The organism is Rhizobium sp. PDO1-076 (assembly GCF_000247475.1).
Lineage (GTDB): Bacteria > Pseudomonadota > Alphaproteobacteria > Rhizobiales > Rhizobiaceae > Allorhizobium.
Genome location: NZ_AHZC01000321.1, coordinates 20547 through 36330, shown reverse-complemented (window position 1 = coordinate 36330; position 15784 = coordinate 20547). Strand labels below are relative to the sequence as shown.

Annotated in this window: 14 protein-coding genes and 1 pseudogene; 4 read left to right on the top strand and 11 right to left on the bottom strand. The window is 60.2% G+C overall.

The genetic code is table 11. The features are described 5' to 3' along the window. Positions 1–200: pseudogene (locus PDO_RS16045) on the bottom strand (siroheme synthase CysG); the annotation flags it as partial. A gap of 268 nt (positions 201–468) precedes the next feature. On the opposite strand from PDO_RS16045, the gene PDO_RS16040 reads away from it, so the two are divergent. Together PDO_RS16040 and mazG are read left to right on the top strand one after the other, a co-directional pair. Beyond that, the gene (locus PDO_RS16040) at positions 469–1056 is read left to right on the top strand and encodes a deaminase (RefSeq protein ID WP_007604050.1); all 588 of its coding nucleotides are present in this window, start codon (positions 469–471) and stop codon (positions 1054–1056) included. A gap of 23 nt (positions 1057–1079) precedes the next feature. Next, positions 1080–1913, top strand: coding sequence for a nucleoside triphosphate pyrophosphohydrolase (mazG, locus tag PDO_RS16035; protein ID WP_007604048.1), 834 nt, complete (start codon positions 1080–1082; stop codon positions 1911–1913). An 86-nt stretch (positions 1914–1999) separates the two neighbouring features. Here the strand turns inward: mazG and hflX are convergent, their stop codons facing one another. The 9 genes from hflX to dusB form a co-directional block, all read right to left on the bottom strand. Next, the gene (gene hflX, locus PDO_RS16030; RefSeq protein ID WP_007604045.1) at positions 2000–3334 is read right to left on the bottom strand and encodes a GTPase HflX; all 1335 of its coding nucleotides are present in this window, start codon (positions 3332–3334) and stop codon (positions 2000–2002) included. Positions 3335–3401: 67 nt separating this feature from the next. Continuing rightward, on the bottom strand, positions 3402–3653 hold the full coding sequence (gene hfq, locus PDO_RS16025) for an RNA chaperone Hfq (protein WP_007604043.1): 252 nt from the start codon (positions 3651–3653) through the stop codon (positions 3402–3404). Between the two features lie 109 nt (positions 3654–3762). Continuing rightward, entirely contained in the window at positions 3763–4626 is an 864-nt protein-coding gene (locus PDO_RS16020) for a D-amino-acid transaminase (RefSeq protein ID WP_007604041.1), read from the bottom strand. Between the two features lie 18 nt (positions 4627–4644). Continuing rightward, entirely contained in the window at positions 4645–6021 is a 1377-nt protein-coding gene (gene trkA / locus PDO_RS16015; protein WP_007604039.1) for a Trk system potassium transporter TrkA, read from the bottom strand. A gap of 51 nt (positions 6022–6072) precedes the next feature. Then, positions 6073–7437 (bottom strand): nitrogen assimilation response regulator NtrX, encoded by a 1365-nt coding sequence (gene ntrX, locus PDO_RS16010; RefSeq protein WP_007604037.1) that lies wholly within the window; start codon positions 7435–7437, stop codon positions 6073–6075. After that, positions 7427–9694 carry a sensor histidine kinase NtrY-like gene (locus PDO_RS16005; protein ID WP_007604035.1) on the bottom strand — a complete coding sequence of 756 codons (2268 nt, stop codon included), beginning with the start codon at positions 9692–9694 and terminating at the stop codon, positions 7427–7429. Before PDO_RS16005 ends, ntrX begins: the two co-directional genes overlap by 11 nt. 185 nt (positions 9695–9879) lie before the next feature. Further along, positions 9880–11331 carry a nitrogen regulation protein NR(I) gene (ntrC, locus tag PDO_RS16000; protein WP_007604032.1) on the bottom strand — a complete coding sequence of 484 codons (1452 nt, stop codon included), beginning with the start codon at positions 11329–11331 and terminating at the stop codon, positions 9880–9882. Further along, positions 11331–12464: a two-component system sensor histidine kinase NtrB gene (locus PDO_RS15995; protein ID WP_007604021.1), complete on the bottom strand. Its 1134-nt coding sequence runs from the start codon at positions 12462–12464 to the stop codon at positions 11331–11333. The genes ntrC and PDO_RS15995 overlap by 1 nt, the downstream gene beginning before the upstream one ends. Then, on the bottom strand, positions 12461–13462 hold the full coding sequence (gene dusB, locus PDO_RS15990; RefSeq protein WP_037074453.1) for a tRNA dihydrouridine synthase DusB: 1002 nt from the start codon (positions 13460–13462) through the stop codon (positions 12461–12463). The genes PDO_RS15995 and dusB overlap by 4 nt, the downstream gene beginning before the upstream one ends. A gap of 173 nt (positions 13463–13635) precedes the next feature. Here dusB and PDO_RS15985 point away from each other — a divergent pair, with 173 nt between their 5' ends. Both PDO_RS15985 and PDO_RS15980 read left to right on the top strand, forming a co-directional pair. Beyond that, positions 13636–14844: a bifunctional 2-C-methyl-D-erythritol 4-phosphate cytidylyltransferase/2-C-methyl-D-erythritol 2,4-cyclodiphosphate synthase gene (locus PDO_RS15985; protein WP_007604019.1), complete on the top strand. Its 1209-nt coding sequence runs from the start codon at positions 13636–13638 to the stop codon at positions 14842–14844. Beyond that, positions 14841–15347, top strand: coding sequence for a CinA family protein (locus tag PDO_RS15980; protein WP_007604018.1), 507 nt, complete (start codon positions 14841–14843; stop codon positions 15345–15347). The genes PDO_RS15985 and PDO_RS15980 overlap by 4 nt, the downstream gene beginning before the upstream one ends. Here the strand turns inward: PDO_RS15980 and PDO_RS15975 are convergent. Further along, complete coding sequence (locus PDO_RS15975) at positions 15332–15784, bottom strand: type II toxin-antitoxin system RatA family toxin (RefSeq protein WP_007604017.1); 453 nt, start codon at positions 15782–15784, stop codon at positions 15332–15334. The genes PDO_RS15980 and PDO_RS15975 overlap by 16 nt on opposite strands.

Genomic DNA, 15784 nt, shown 5'->3' with positions numbered 1-15784 from the left:
TGAGCAATGTCATGCTGAGCAAGAAATGCCGCATAGTCGGCTTCGGGCGCTGCGGTGTAGGCGACGATCCGCGCTTTGGTGTTTTTCAGCAACCGCACCTTGGCATAGGCTTCAGCGCCGTCGCCAAAAACGGCGGCGACCGCATTCTCGACCTTGAAAAAGGCCGGAAAAACCGAAAGCTGTGAATCGTTCTCTGCCATGGTCAACCCAATTCCAGTGGGCTGCACTATCACCTTTTGCGGCCAGCATTTGAAGAAAGATAAATCCGCTCCCCGCAGCCCGCAGGTATTTCTTTACTAGGCTTTTCGCCATTGCGAGCAAAACTCACCAGAAGCGGTGGAAACCGCGATTTCCATGGACAAAAGTCGATTCCGATCGCAGAAAACTGGAGACGAACAATCATTTTGCTTTCGGCGTCGCCGGTTGGGCCGATATGATTGCAGGGCTAGATAGACCGGAGGCACGACTTTGACGACACTCGCCATCACCAAACGCCTTCTCGACGTGATCGAGAATGACATCCTGCCGCTGACCGGCAAAGGCGTTGCCTTGGGCAACAAGGTGTTTGGCGCCGCGGTCCTGCGCAAATCCGATCTGTCGCTGGTGGTTGCCGAGACGAATAACGAATTGGAGAACCCGCTCTGGCACGGAGAGGTTCATACGCTCAAGCGCTTCTACGAGTTGGGCGAGCGACCCAACACCAAGGATCTGATTTTTCTCTCGACGCACGAACCCTGCACCATGTGCATGTCGGCTATCACCTGGGCCGGGTTCGACAATTTCTATTACTTCTTCAGCCATGAAGACAGCCGCGACGCGTTTGCGATTCCGCACGACCTCAAGATCCTCAAGGAGGTGTTCGGATTGGAACCTGGCGGCTACCGACGGCAGAACGCCTTCTGGCTCAGCCATGCAATGATCGAGATGGTGGCGTCTGCAGACGATACCGAGCGCCCGGCTTTGTTCGAGCAGGTGAGCCGGATACGCGCCGCCTATGACCGGCTGTCTGACACCTATCAGGCCACCAAGGGCGACAACGAAATTCCGCTCAACTGAGCCAGCGAGACACAGAACAGATCATGGAAGCTTCGACCGACATAACCCGCCTGCTCGAGATCATGGCGGCACTGCGCAATCCTGAGACCGGCTGCCCCTGGGACATCGTCCAGACCTTCGAGACGATCAAACCCTATACGATCGAGGAAGCCTATGAAGTGGCCGACGCGATCGAGCGCAACGATCCGGACGATCTGTGCGACGAACTCGGCGATCTTCTGCTGCAGGTGGTGTTCCATGCCCAGATCGCCGAAGAGGCGGGGCTGTTCAACTTCGGCGACGTGGTCACTGCGATCACCACCAAGATGATCCGGCGGCACCCGCATGTCTTCGCCCGTTCCGACGCAGACACGCCGGAGACGGTGAAGCTGCAATGGGATGCGATCAAGCGCCAGGAGAAGCAGGAGCGCGCCGAACGGCGGGCGAATAACGGCGCCAGCGCAGATTTCAAGCAAGGCCATCTCGGCGGCGTGCAGCGAAGCTTTCCGGCATTGACCGAAGCGCTGAAACTGCAGGAACAGGCGGCCAAGGTGGGATTCGACTGGTCCGAGGCCGAACCGATCCTCGACAAGATCGAAGAGGAAATCGGTGAATTGCGCGAGGCGCTGAAGGCCGGTCAGCAGGACAGGATCTCGGACGAACTTGGCGACCTGATCTTCGCGCTGGTCAATATCGGTCGGCATGTCGGCGCGGAGCCCGAGCAGGCGCTGCGCGGCACGAATTCAAAATTTCGCCGCCGCTTCAATCATATAGAGACAGAACTTCATGCAAACGGTGAGGATCTGAAGGCGGCAACGCTGGAGCGGATGGAAGAACTCTGGCAGGCGGCAAAGCAGATCGAGCGCCGGCTCGCTTGAGAGGGCGAGGCCCTTGACGTCCGTGGCCAAGGCCGAGATTGCAGGCTCGGCTCCCTCCCGGCGGCAAAGTCAGATGACCGGAAGCGTTACCGCTCCCAGTCTTCCTTGTCCGGCTTCTGGCCGCTTCCCAGCTTGCGCTCCATTTCGTCGGCCTGCCGTTCGGTCAGGCGCACGTCAAGACTGACGGAACCGTCCTCATGGTCCTCGCGGCCGGTGACGACGGCATTTTCATAAGCCCAGGAGATCAGCGCGTGTTTGTCGGCGGGAATGGTGATCGTCGCCTCTGTCAGGACGCCCGAGAGACGTTGCGAGATAACATCGAGGAGCCTGTCGACCCCTTCGCCAGTGATTGCCGAGACGGACATGACGTTTTCACGGCCCTTGGCCTTCTGCATGATGGCATCGTGGGTTTCCGGATCGAGCCGGTCGATCTTGTTCCAGATCTCGATGATGCGCTCGGAGCGCTCCTTCTCGTCAATGCCGAGATCGTCGAGGATGCGCAGCACATCGGCCGACTGGGCACCATTGTCCGGATCGGCCATGTCGCGCACATGCAGGATCAGATCTGCTTCCAGAACCTCTTCCAGCGTCGCGCGGAAGGCAGCGACCAGATGGGTCGGAAGATTGGAAATGAAGCCGACCGTGTCGGAGAGGATGACCGTGCGGCCATGCGGCAGCTTCATTCGGCGCAGGGTCGGATCAAGCGTGGCAAACAGCATGTCTTCGGCAAGCACGCCTGCGCCGGTGATGCGATTGAACAAGGTCGACTTGCCGGCATTGGTGTAGCCGACCAGAGCGACAATCGGATGCGGAACCTTGCGACGCTTGGCCCGGTGAAGCTGACGGGTGCGCACGACCTGTTCCAGCTCTTTTTCGAGCTTGACGATGCGGTCCTGCAGCATGCGACGGTCGGCTTCGATCTGGGTTTCGCCCGGACCACCCATGAAACCCGCGCCACCGCGCTGGCGTTCCAGGTGGGTCCAGCTGCGGACCAGACGGCCCTTCTGGTAGTTCAGATGCGCAAGTTCAACCTGCAGCGTGCCTTCCTTGGTGGAGGCACGGCGGCCGAAGATTTCGAGAATGAGGCCGGTGCGGTCGATGACCTTGGCGTTCCATTCCTTTTCGAGATTGCGTTGCTGGACCGGGGTCAGCGGATGATCGACGATGACCAGACCGGCATCGCGCTCGTCGAGCATGGCCGTGACTTCCTCAATCTTGCCCGAGCCAAGCAAGGTTGCCGGGCGGGGCTGATTGACCGGAACGATCATACCGGCGGCAATCGTGAGGTCGATGGCGCGCGCAAGGCCCATCGCTTCTTCAAGGCGGGCTTCGTTCGAACGACTGGGAGCCGGCGGCGGGCCTTCCGGCAGGACCGGCTGGCGGCCATGCTTCAGGACAGGCACGAGCACAACCGCCCGCATGTCATCCCGACGCTTTTCGCCTTCCGGGATGATCGATTCGTTCTTGGTGTCGCGATTTGTGATGATCTCAGTCCTGTCCGGAAGCGTTGTCTTCGCTCTCGAACATCTGCATCGGCTGGCCCGGCATGATGGTCGAGATGGCGTGTTTGTAGACGAGCTGGGAATGCCCGTCGCGACGCAGGAGAACGCAGAAATTGTCGAAGGATGTCACAACACCTGTCAGCTTCACGCCGTTGATCAGGAAGATGGTCAGCGAGATTTTCTGCTTACGGACTGTGTTGAGGAAAAGATCCTGCAGGTTCTGAGAACGTTCCGCCATGGCGCCGCTTCTTTCTTTCTTGCCGACCTTTTGGCCGGTGTGATTATTGTTATCGCTGGTCAGGTCGCGGGAAATGGCCCCCTCGCCCCTTCACCAGCAAAACTTGGTATCAAATCGCCGTCTTCTCCGCAACGTCGAAAAAGGCGGATCGGATCTTGTCGGAAACCGATCCCGGATGACCGTTTCCGATCGTTTGACCATCGATTTCGACGATCGGGAAGCAGATGCTGGTTGCTGCCGTGATGAACACTTCGCGTGCCGACAGCAATTCGTCGCGGGAAAATTCTCGCTCTGCAACCGGAATGCGGAGAAGAGCGGTGACATCCATCAGTCCGGTGCGGGTGATGCCGCGCAAAATTCCGTGTTCGGCTGGCCTCGTGACCAGAACGCCATTTGCATCCACAATCCAGACATTGGTGGCGGCGCCTTCAGTCACCATGCCGCGCCCATCGATATAGATCGCCTCTTGAGCGCCAGCCTCCTTGGCAAGCTGCCGCGCCATGACATTTGGCAGCAAGCCGACCGTCTTGATATCGACGCGGTCCCAGCGATTGTCCGGCAGGGTGATCGCCTTGAGACCCTTTTCGTTCTTGGCTGCAATCACTCTCGGATCGGTGATTTTCGCGGTGATGACCAGCGAAGGCGTGGTGTCTGCCGACGGGAAGACATGATCGCGGCGGGCAATGCCACGGGTAACTTGCAGATAAAACAAGCCGTTTTTCACCCGGTTGCGGCGGGCGACTTCGCGAATGATCTGGGTCAGCGCCCTGCGGCTCATCGGGCTTTTCATCTGAAGCTCGCCCAGTGAGCGGTCAAGCCGATCGAGATGCCGGGTCAGATCGACAATCATACCATGGCGGATTTCGCAAACTTCGTAGACGCCATCAGCGAACTGATAGCCACGATCCTCGATATGAACGGCGGCATCGTCATGCGCCACATAACGACCATTCACATAGGCAATTCTCGGCATTGGGATTGGACCTGTCGGTTAGAAATACTGGATCGAGACGCGGAACATCTGCTCGACATGACGCACAGCAGCCGCGGTCGCGAAGATCACGACACGGTCCTTGGCCTTGATCTTGGTGTCGCCATTCGGACGGATCACGGTCTTATCGCGGTAGATCGCACCGATGCGCAGGCCGGCCGGCAGCTCCAGGTCGCGGAACGGACGCCCGACGAGCGGCGATGTCTCCAGCGCTTCGGCCTCGATGACTTCGGCCGTGCCCTTTTGTACCGCGTAGACCGCGAGAATGCGGCCCTTGCGAACATGTTGCAAAACACGGGAAATCGTCACCGCGCGCGGGTTGATATAGGCGTCGATGCCGATCGATGCAGCAAGATCGTGGAAAGACGGGCTGTTGATCAGCGCCATGCCCGACTTGCAGCCCAGGCGCTTGGCCATAGCCGCGCTCAAAATATTGGTCTGGTCGTTGTTGGTCAGCGTGATCATCAGGTCGGCATCCTGAATGTCGGCCTGCTGCAGGATATGCTGATCGAGCGCCGAGCCATGCAGGACGATGCTTTCGCGCAATTGATCGGACACCGATATGGCGCGTTCCCGATCGCTTTCGATGATCTTGATGCGGGTCTTCGGTTGCATTTCTTCAATGGTGCGAGCGACATAGTGGCCGATATTGCCGCCGCCGGCGATGACAATGCGGGCAGCCTCCTGCTCCTCATGACCAAACAACCCGAGTGTGCGCCGCGCGTGGTCGCGCTGGCAGATCACATAGGCCAGATCGCCGACCAGGAGGTGATCCTCGGAGCGGGTGACCATCAGCTTGCCATTGCGATAGATGGCCGCGACGGTTGCCATCAGGTCGGGGAAAAGCTCGCTGAGCTGATGCAGCGGCGTATCGACAACCGGGCAATCCTCCATGCATTCGATCGCCAGCATGGCAATGTTGTCGTCGGCGAAGCGGACGATATCGGTCGCACCGGGAAACGAAATGCGGCGCAGAACCATCTTGCCGACTTCGATCTCGGGCGAGATCGTCACGTCGATCGGCAGGTTGTCGCGGGAAAACAGATCGGAATATTCCGGACGCAGGTAGTTCTGCGACCGGATACGGGCAATTTTCGTCGGCACGTTGAACAGAGAATGGGCCACCTGACAGGCGGTCATGTTGATTTCATCGTAAAGCGTGACGGCGATCAGCATGTCGGCCTGATCAGCGCCAGCCTTGGCCAGAACGTCGGGATGCGCGCCATGGCCGACATAGCCGCGCACGTCCAGCGTCTCGGTGATGTGGCTAACGAGCGATGCAGACGTGTCGATGACCGACACATCGTTGTCTTCCTGGGACAGGCGCTCGGCGATGCCGTAGCCAACCTGACCTGCGCCACAAATGATGACCTTCATGAATGCCTTTCCCGGCCGGCCGGCTCAATCGCCCGGCACTGCCAGACTCAGTTATACGCCAAGGGATTTCAGTTTGCGATGGAGGGCCGAGCGCTCCATGCCGACGAATTCCGCGGTGCGCGAGATATTGCCGCCAAAACGATTGATCTGGGCAATCAGGTAATCGCGCTCGAACATTTCGCGCGCCTCACGCAAAGGCAGGGTCATGATGTGGGTGTCATTGCTGGCAGACACCTTCGGCAGCATGTCGGACAGGTCCTGCGGCAACATTTCCGCAGTGATTGCGGTTTCCGGCGCGTCACCGCGGGCGAGGATCATCAGTCGCTCGATATTGTTGCGCAACTGGCGAATATTGCCTGGCCAGTCGTTTGCCTGCAGCACGGCCATGGCGTCTTCGCCAATCTTGCGCTGGCGGATACCCGCCTGCTCGGAAATCTGCCGCATGAACATATCGACCAGGAACGGGATATCCTCTCGCCGCTCGGCAAGCGCCGGAACCTTTATCGGAACAACGGCAAGCCGGTGGAACAGGTCTTCGCGGAACCGGCCTTCGGCGATCATGCTCTCAAGGTTGTAGGCGCTTGACGATATGATCCGGACATCGACCTTGACGCGCTTGGAGCCGCCGACGCGCTCGAACTGCTGATCGACCAGAACACGCAAAATCTTGTTCTGCGTCTCGCGCGGCATTTCGCCGATTTCGTCGAGGTAGAGAATGCCGCGATGCGCTTCCTCAAGCGCGCCAATACGGCGCGGCTGACCCGGCGTGCCTTCGGTGCCGAACAATGCCATTTCCATGCGGTCCGGCGTGATGGCGGCGGCATTCAGCGACACGAACGGTCCGCCACTGCGCGACGAACGCTTGTGGATCATGCGGGCAACCAGTTCCTTGCCGCAGCCTGAGGCACCAAAAATCATGATGCGGCTATTGGTTGGCGCGACCTTCTCGATGGTCTGGCGCAGTTGCGAGACGGCGACCGAGGTGCCGATCAGCTCGACAGCATCACCGGTGCGGCGCTTGAGATCGGAGACCTCGCGCTTGAGCTTGGAGTTTTCCAAGGCACGCTCGGCAATCAGGATCAGGCGATCCGCCTTGAATGGCTTTTCGATGAAATCGAACGCACCGCGCTTGATCGCCGAAACGGCCGTCTCGATATTGCCATGGCCGGAAATCATCACCACCGGCAGATCGGGATGACGCACCTTGATCTCGTCAAGCAGGGAAAGTCCGTCGAGACGGCTGCCCTGCATCCAGATATCGAGGAAAATCAGGCGCGGTGCACGATCTGAAATCGCCGCAAGCGCGCTGTCGGCATCATGCGCCGTCCGCGTCTCGTGGCCTTCGTCGCTCAGGATGCCGGAGACAATCTCGCGAATGTCCTCTTCGTCATCGACTACCAGAATATCAGAGGCCATAGACCTTTTCCTTATCGTTATCGCTTTCCATGGCGGCAGTCTCGATGCGCGGCAGGATGATGCGGATCATCGCGCCCCTGCCCCGGTCGAAATCGGCCGGTGCGTCATGCAGCTCAAGCTGCCCGCCATGCTCTTCAATGATCTTCTTGACGATGGCGAGACCGAGGCCGGTGCCCTTCTCGCGCATGGTCATATAGGGTTCCAAAATACGGTGCCGGTTCTCCACCGGCAGGCCGCGGCCGTTGTCGATCACATCGACGGCAAAACGGTCGAGTTCACGATCAAAATACGATCGTACCATGATCTTGCCACCGGCGCCGAGTTCCTCGGCGGGAACGGCCTCGATGGCCTCGACGGCATTCTTGACGATATTGCCGACGGCCTGCGAGAGCATGCGGGCGTCGAAGCTGCCTTCGAGCACTTCATTGCCGAAGTCGCGTTGAAAATCGATCTCGGTGGTGCCCATCTCGCGCAGGAAGACGGCATCTTTCAGGATCTCGCGCAGATCGGTGCGTTGCTTGGTCGGCTTTGGCATACGGGCAAATGCGGAGAATTCATCGACCATCCGGCCGATATCCTCGACCTGGCGGACAATCGTGTCGGTGCATTGATTGAAGACAGCCTTGTCGTCCTCGGCGATCTGCTTGCCATAGCGCCGCTTCAGGCGCTCGGCCGACAGCTGGATCGGGGTCAGCGGGTTCTTGATCTCATGGGCAATGCGGCGCGCAACGTCGGCCCAGGCCGACGATCGCTGGGCGATGACCAGATCGGTGAAGTCATCGAGCGTGATCACGTAGCTGTCGGCAGATCCCCGCGTTTCCTCGCGCGTGACCTGCACATTCAGCGTCCGCTCCTTGCCTCCGCGGATCAGGTTGATCTGTTCGCGATATTCGCCGCGATGGCGAACAGCCGCCTCGGCGAGCACGCGGTCCACCTCCGGCGCAACCAGCGTCAGCTTCTGGCCGATCAGCTGATCCGCCGACAGACCCAGGAAGAATTCGGCCGACGGGTTGACGATGGTGATCACACCATCATCCTCGACGCCGATCACGGCGGCCGTCACACCGGACAGAACCGCCTCGATGAACCGACGCCGGTCATCGACCTCGTCCTTGGCCTCGAGGATCTCGTCGCGCTGGGTGCGGATCTGGGTGATCATCTTGTTGAACGTGCGCGAAAGACTGCCGACATCGCCGTCTGCGGCGCGGACCGGCACGATCACGTTGAGATTGCCGGATGCGATGCTGTCGGCGGCGCCGATCAACAGGCGGATGGGCCGCACGATGCGGTCGGCCACCGCAATGGCAGTCCAGATGGCGGCGAGCAGCACGATCAGGGCAAAGCCCAGATAGAGGATGGCAAAAGCGATCTGCAAGGTCGTGCGGCCATCTTCCATCGCCTGATATTCGGCCGTGTTCTCTTCCATCAGCCGCATGGCGGCCATGACCTTCGGGTCCACCGCCCTGATCGTATAGAGGAAGGTTCCCGAAATCGAATCGAGCTGGATAATGGCCCCGACAAGGTTTGTGACACCGGGCGGGATGAGCGTCGGCTGGCCGGCAGATGCGCTCTGCAGCGCATCGCGCGGAATGGCTGGCAGCGGCTTTTCCGTCTGGATGTCAGCCTGGGTGATCGCCGAGCCGTCTTCGCGCACCAGAAAGGCACCGAGCATGCCGCGGCCCCGCGCCTGACGGGTCAAAAGTTCAACGAATCCGGTGCGATCGAGATAGAATAGCGAGCGGTTGCGCTCCAGGTCATTGGCCATGGAAATGGTCTGGCCCTGCAGATAGCTGGCATTTTCCATCATATAAGCCTGCGCCACGTTCATCGACGACGAGACGATCGATTGCGTACGCAGCGAGAACCAACGGTCCAGGCCGACATTCAGCGTGATGGAGGCAAAGATTGCGACCAGAATCGCCGGCGTAATCGCGATGATCGAAAACAGCGCAACGATGCGCACATGCAGCCGGGCTGCAGCCCGACCACGGCTGCGGGCACGAAACAGGCGGGTGACTTCCCGTCCGATCAGGAACATCAGACCGACGATGAAAAGCGAGTTGACCGCAGCCGACGCGACCAGCACCTGCGAGGTCGGCTCGATCGGGGTCAATCCGAGGAGGATCGGCAACGTAAAGACGGCGCAGATCAGTGCGCCGCTCGCAACCAAAAGGCCGGGCAGCGCAAACGATGCACGCCGATCATGAGCCAATGCGGCATCGGCGTCCGCAACCGACGCTTTTCTCAAGCTCACCATCTGTTTCCCCCGGACCCGTTCAGGGCCGTTCTCACGACAACCGGGGCCAAGCCCAAGGTCGGTGTATTGTCATTTGCAAAAGCCGACTGCCGGTCCGGCAATCCAGACGGGACTGCAAGGAACAAAGGCAACGTGGCTTTTGAGCAACGCAATGTGGCGAAATTGCAACGGGGGCTTTCGGCTTGTCAAGCCGAACGCGAGCTTCGATAGACCGAGACACCCAGTTCCCGGATTTTTTTGCGCAGCGTATTGCGGTTCAAACCGAGAAGATCGGCCGCCTTGATCTGATTACCACGGGTAGCCGTGAGGGCCGCCAAAATTAATGGATACTCCATTTCCGTCAACACACGATCATACAGGCCTGACGGGGGCAGGGCATCGCCGAAGCCGGCGAAATAGGTCCGCATGTTTTCCTCGACGGCCTGAGAAATGGTCATCGAACCCGTCGGCATACCGGCCTTGGTGATCGGACTGTCGGCAATATCGGCTCGCAGTTCCTGCTCCACCACTTCGCGCGCGATGACATCCTGCGGATAGAGCGCCATCAGGCGGCGTACGACATTCTCGAGTTCGCGCACGTTGCCCGGCCAGGCATAGGCCTTCATCACCTCCAGCGCTTCAGTTTCGAAACGCTTGGAATCGAGGCCTTCCTTTTCACCCTGCTGGATGAAGTGGCGGACCAGATCGGGGATATCCTCGGCGCGGTCACGCAGCGGCGGCAAGCGCAATGGGACGACATTCAGGCGGTAATAGAGGTCTTCGCGGAAAAGGCCCTGGTTGATCGAGTGTTTCAGGTCCTTGTTGGTGGCAGCGACGATACGGACATCGGTGCGAATTGGAGTCCGACCACCAACCGTCGTGTATTCGCCCTGCTGGAGGACGCGGAGCAGCCGGGTCTGCGCATCCATCGGCATGTCGCCGATTTCGTCGAGGAACAGCGTACCGCCTTCCGCTTGTTCGAAACGACCGGTCGAGCGGTTCTGCGCGCCGGTGAAGGCGCCCTTCTCGTGGCCGAACAGCTCCGATTCGATCAGGTCGCGCGGGATGGCGGCCATGTTGATCGCAACGAAGGGGCCGTTGCGGCGCTTGCCATAGTCATGCAGGGCCTTGGCAACCAGCTCCTTGCCGGTGCCGGACTCGCCAGTGATCATCAACGTCAGGTCGGTCTGCATCAGACGCGCGAGCACACGGTAGATTTCCTGCATGGCCGCCGAGCGACCGACCAGCGGCATGCCGTCCTGCATGTCGTCATCGAGACGGGCCGGCTTCTTTTTCGGCTCGGCCAGCGCGCGACCGATGATGGCAATCAGTTCGGTCAGATCGAACGGCTTCGGCAGATAATCGTAAGCGCCCTTCTCGGATGCCTTGATGGCGGTCATGAAGGTGTTCTGTGCGCTCATCACCAGAACCGGCAGGTCCGGCCGCGCCTTCTTGATTCTCGGCAGAAGGTCGAAGGCATTTTCATCCGGCATGATGACATCGGTCACCACCAGATCGCCCTCGCCTGCGGAAATCCAGCGCCAGAGGGTGGCGGCATTGGAGGTGATGCGCACATCATACCCGGCCCGGCTCAGAGCCTGGTTCAACACCGTGCGGATCGCTGCATCATCGTCAGCAACAAGGATCGTGGCTGTCATCAATTTATTCCTGTGGATTTCGCGAAGGGCGCATCATCAAGCGCTATCTCTTTGGACATCGGCATGAGCACCCGGAAGGTAGTCCGGTTGGCCTGGCTGTCGCATTCGACAATACCGCCATGGCCGCCGATAATTTTGGCCACCAACGCGAGACCGAGGCCGGAGCCATTGGTCTTGGTGGTGATGAACGGATCGAAGAGATGCGGCAAAAGATCGGACGGCACGCCCGGTCCATTGTCATGAACGCAGAACTCGAGTGGCAATGAGATTTTTTCACGCGATCCGGCAACCGACAGACGGATGCCCGGGCGGTAGGCCGTGGTCAGTTGGATCTCGCCATCGGAACGTTCGCCGATCGCTTCTGAGGCGTTCTTGACCAGATTTAGGAAGACCTGCACCAATTGATCGCGATTGGCGAAAACGGACGGCAGGGACGGGTCATAGCTCTCGGTGATGCGAATGTTGCGGGCGAAACCGGCCTTGGCGACGGCCTTTACCTGATCGAGAACCGAGTGGATGTTGATCGACTGGCGATCGACCGGGCGCTCGTCGGAAAACACCTCCATGCGATCGACCAGCGAGACGATGCGATCAGTCTCGTCGCAGATCAGGCGGGTCAGTGCACGGTCTTCGTCGGTGACGGCCGTTTCCAGAAGCTGGGCGGCGCCGCGAATGCCGGACAGCGGATTCTTGATCTCATGCGCTAGCATAGAGGCAAGGCCGGTCACCGACCGGGCGGCGGCGCGATGGGTCAGCTGGCGGTCGATCTTGTCGGCCATCGAGCGTTCCTGGAAAACGATGACGACATTGCCCGGCTGACTGACGACCGGCGCGACATAGATGTCGACAAGCTTCTCCTGGCCAAGGCGCGGCGAACTGAGGTCGACGCGGTACTCGTTGACCGGCGCCAGGCGCTCGCGCACCTGCTCGATCAGCGACAGGAGCGGGCTGCCGAACGGAATGAAGGTCGAGAGGCGGTACCGCGCGAGATGGCTCGCGCTTGCGCCAAAAAACGCCTCGGCCTCCCAATTGGCAAAGGCGATATGGCCATTGGCGTCGACCATGACCACCGGATTCTGGATGGCGTTCAAAACCGCCATCGCCAGCCCGTTGCCGCTTGTATTCGCCGTCATGCGGCCTCCTGTCTTGATTGCGGGGCAAGCCCGGCAGAAAGTGCGGCCGACAAGGCATCCGCGACAAAATCCGGATCCTTCGAGGTCATGATCGCGGCCTTTGTTTCCGATGCAAGCTCGGGCGCATGACGGCCGAGATACCAGCCGAGATGCTTGCGCGCATGCCGGACGCCGACGTCGGCGCCGTAGTGGGACAACATCATCCGGTAGTGCTCGACGGCCAGTTCGGGCACGTCGGTGGCTGTAGGTGCCGCGGCTCCTGCAAGCCAGCCGGCATGCCATGGCCGCCCCTGGCAGGCACGCCCGACCATGACGGCATCCGCACCGGACCGGCGCAGGATCTCGGCCGCATCCTCGCGGCTCTCCACATCGCCATTGGCGATCAGTGGGATCGTGATCGCATCACGGACCGCTGCAATCGCGTCCCAATCGGCCCGCCCTTCATAGAACTGCATGCGGGTGCGGCCATGAATGGTGATGAGCTGTACGCCGGCCGCTTGCGCACGGGCCGCGATCTGCGGCGCATTGATCGAGTTATCGTCCCAGCCAAGGCGCATCTTGACCGTCACGGGAATTTTCACGGCTTTTACCGTCGCCTCGATCAGCGCCAGGGCGTGATCAGGCTCGCGCATCAGGGCAGAGCCCGCATAGCCGCCAATCACCTTCTTGGCCGGGCAGCCCATGTTGATGTCGATGATATCAGCACCATTGGCCTCGGCGATTCTGGCGGCTTCGGCCAGCCAATGGGCTTCACGCCCGGCAAGCTGCACCATATGCGGCGTCAGCCCAGCGCCCTTCAGGCGGCTCCAGCTTTCGGCCGCATTGAACACCAGTTCCCGGCTCGCCACCATCTCCGTCACCACCAGGCCAGCGCCGAAGCGAAAGGCCAGCTGACGAAACGGAAGATCGGTCACGCCAGACATCGGCGCGAGCGCCACACGATTGCGTATGGACACGGAACCGATGCTGAAAGGCGTATCTAACGCAATTGAAATCAATTGATTATCTTTCGGGCAATCGTGGACTTTGCACTATTTTTAGACAGAGTTCCCCGGCTTGCCAAGAGGCATTGAGGGCTCATCGACAAAATTTCGGGCAAATGCTGGAAAAGACGATTACGAGCCGATAGAGCACGGGTGCGAAGAAAATGTGTCATGGACCAGTCGGAACGATGGAGCAAGAGTTGACGCGCACAATCGGTATCGTGGTCGTGGCTGCCGGACGCGGCGAACGGGCGGGCGCTTCAGTCGAAGGACCCAAGCAATACCGCAGGATCGGCGGTCGGCCGGTGCTCTGGCACACGCTAAGCCGCCTGCTGGATTGGCCCAAAACTGGTCCGATCGTCGTCGTCATCCATCCCGATGATCAATCCCTGTTTGACACTGTCCGCGCGCAGCTTCCAGCCGACGCTCCATTGTTTTGCGTATCGGGCGGCGCCACACGGCAAATCTCCGTACAGAAAGGCCTGAAGGCGCTGGAGCCGCACGGCATCAGCCATGTGCTGATCCATGACGGCGTCCGGCCTTTTCTCGATCTAGCGCTGCTCGAGAGAATCGAGGCGGGGTTCAGCCGGGGATTGCCGGCCATGCTGCCGGCAATGCCGATTGCCGACACGGTGAAGCGGGGCGTGGACGGACTGGTGACCGACACCGTTCCGCGTGCTGGCCTCTATACAGCCCAGACGCCGCAGGCCTTTGCGTTTTCAGCCATTCTGGATGCGCATGACCGCGCTGCCGAACTGGCACACGCCGATTTCACCGACGACGCCTCGATTGCGGAATGGGCGGGACTGCCGGTGACACTGATTGAAGGCTTTGTCGACAACGTCAAACTTACCGTGCAGAAGGACATCACCATGGCGGACGAGAAACTGGCGGCCGGAGCGCTTCCCGACGTGCGCACCGGCAATGGCTACGATGTGCACCAGCTGGAACCCGGCGATGGCGTGACCTTGTGCGGCATCTTCCTGCCGCATGATCAACGCCTGAAGGGGCATTCCGACGCCGATGTCGCGCTGCACGCCTTGACGGACGCCTTGCTCGCGACATGCGGTGCGGGTGATATCGGCGACCATTTTCCACCGTCGGATCCGCAATGGCGCGGTGCAACATCGCGCATCTTTGTCGAACATGCCGTCAGAATCGTCCGCGATGCCGGCGGCACGATCATGAATGTGGATATTTCGCTAATTGCCGAAGCGCCTAAGATCGGACCGCGCCGTCAGGACATGCGCGAAAACCTGTCGGATATGCTGGGAATCTCGCTCGATCGCTGCTCGGTCAAGGCAACGACCAACGAGACGATCGGCTTTGTCGGGCGGCGCGAAGGCATCGCCGCCATCGCAACGGCGACCGTGGTGTTTCAAGGAAAGGCGGCATGAGCCTGTTTCCTGCCGAAACCGCCAGACTTGCCGAGCAGATCATTGCTCTCTACCGAGCGCGTGGCTGGATGGTGGCGACCGCGGAATCCTGTACCGGCGGGCTGATTGCCGGCGCACTGACCGATGTGTCCGGTTCGTCCGCGGTGGTCGACCGCGGCTTCGTCACCTATACGAACGACGCCAAGATGGACCTGATCGGCGTGACGCCGGCAACACTTGCGACTTCTGGCGCGGTGTCGCGCGAAACCGCGCTGCAGATGGCGCATGGCGCGCTTTATCGTTCAAAGGCCAACGTCGCCGTCGCCGTGACCGGCATCGCTGGCCCCGGTGGCGGAACGGCGGACAAGCCGGTCGGGCTGGTCCATCTGGCGCTCAAGAGCCGGTCAGGTCTCATACTGCATCGGGAGATGCACTATGGCGAGATCGGCCGTGACGGTGTCAGGCTCGCAACCGTGCAGACCGCTCTGGAACTGTTGATGGAAGTCGTTCAGACGGCGGCATAGATCTTGTCGGCACGTGCCTCGAAAGCTTCGGCGAACATGCGGAAGGCGCGATCGAACATCGAGCCCATCAGGGCGCCGAGGATGCGGTTCTTGAACTCGTAGTCGATGAAAAAATTGACCGCGCAGCCGCCCTCGCCCGTCACTTCGAACCGCCAGCGATTGTCGAGATACTTAAACGGCCCCTCGATGTATTTGACATCGATTATATGTTCGGCCGGATTGAGCAGAACCTGGGTGGTGAACGTTTCGCGGATCGCCTTGTAGCCCACAGTCATGTCGGCGATCAGCAGTTCCTTGCCGTCGCGCTCACGGCGCGAACGGATGACAAGCGCTTCGCAGAGCGGCAGAAATTCCGGGTAGCGCTCCACATCGGCGACGAGATCGTACATCCGATCGGGAGAATGCGTGACAAGGCGGCGGGTTTCAAATTGTGGCAT

What these genes read in the sequence shown, in the direction of transcription:
- mazG (WP_007604048.1), top strand. Translation starts at nt 1,080, where the DNA reads ATGGAAGCTTCGACCGACATAACCCGCCTGCTCGAGATCATGGCGGCA.
- hflX (WP_007604045.1), bottom strand. Translation starts at nt 3,334, where the DNA reads ATGCGGGCGGTTGTGCTCGTGCCTGTCCTGAAGCATGGCCGCCAGCCG.
- hfq (WP_007604043.1), bottom strand. Translation starts at nt 3,653, where the DNA reads ATGGCGGAACGTTCTCAGAACCTGCAGGATCTTTTCCTCAACACAGTC.
- PDO_RS16020 (WP_007604041.1), bottom strand. Translation starts at nt 4,626, where the DNA reads ATGCCGAGAATTGCCTATGTGAATGGTCGTTATGTGGCGCATGACGAT.
- trkA (WP_007604039.1), bottom strand. Translation starts at nt 6,021, where the DNA reads ATGAAGGTCATCATTTGTGGCGCAGGTCAGGTTGGCTACGGCATCGCC.
- ntrX (WP_007604037.1), bottom strand. Translation starts at nt 7,437, where the DNA reads ATGGCCTCTGATATTCTGGTAGTCGATGACGAAGAGGACATTCGCGAG.
- PDO_RS16005 (WP_007604035.1), bottom strand. Translation starts at nt 9,694, where the DNA reads ATGGTGAGCTTGAGAAAAGCGTCGGTTGCGGACGCCGATGCCGCATTG.
- ntrC (WP_007604032.1), bottom strand. Translation starts at nt 11,331, where the DNA reads ATGACAGCCACGATCCTTGTTGCTGACGATGATGCAGCGATCCGCACG.
- PDO_RS15995 (WP_007604021.1), bottom strand. Translation starts at nt 12,464, where the DNA reads ATGACGGCGAATACAAGCGGCAACGGGCTGGCGATGGCGGTTTTGAAC.
- PDO_RS15985 (WP_007604019.1), top strand. Translation starts at nt 13,636, where the DNA reads ATGGAGCAAGAGTTGACGCGCACAATCGGTATCGTGGTCGTGGCTGCC.
- PDO_RS15980 (WP_007604018.1), top strand. Translation starts at nt 14,841, where the DNA reads ATGAGCCTGTTTCCTGCCGAAACCGCCAGACTTGCCGAGCAGATCATT.
- PDO_RS15975 (WP_007604017.1), bottom strand. Translation starts at nt 15,784, where the DNA reads ATGCCACAATTTGAAACCCGCCGCCTTGTCACGCATTCTCCCGATCGG.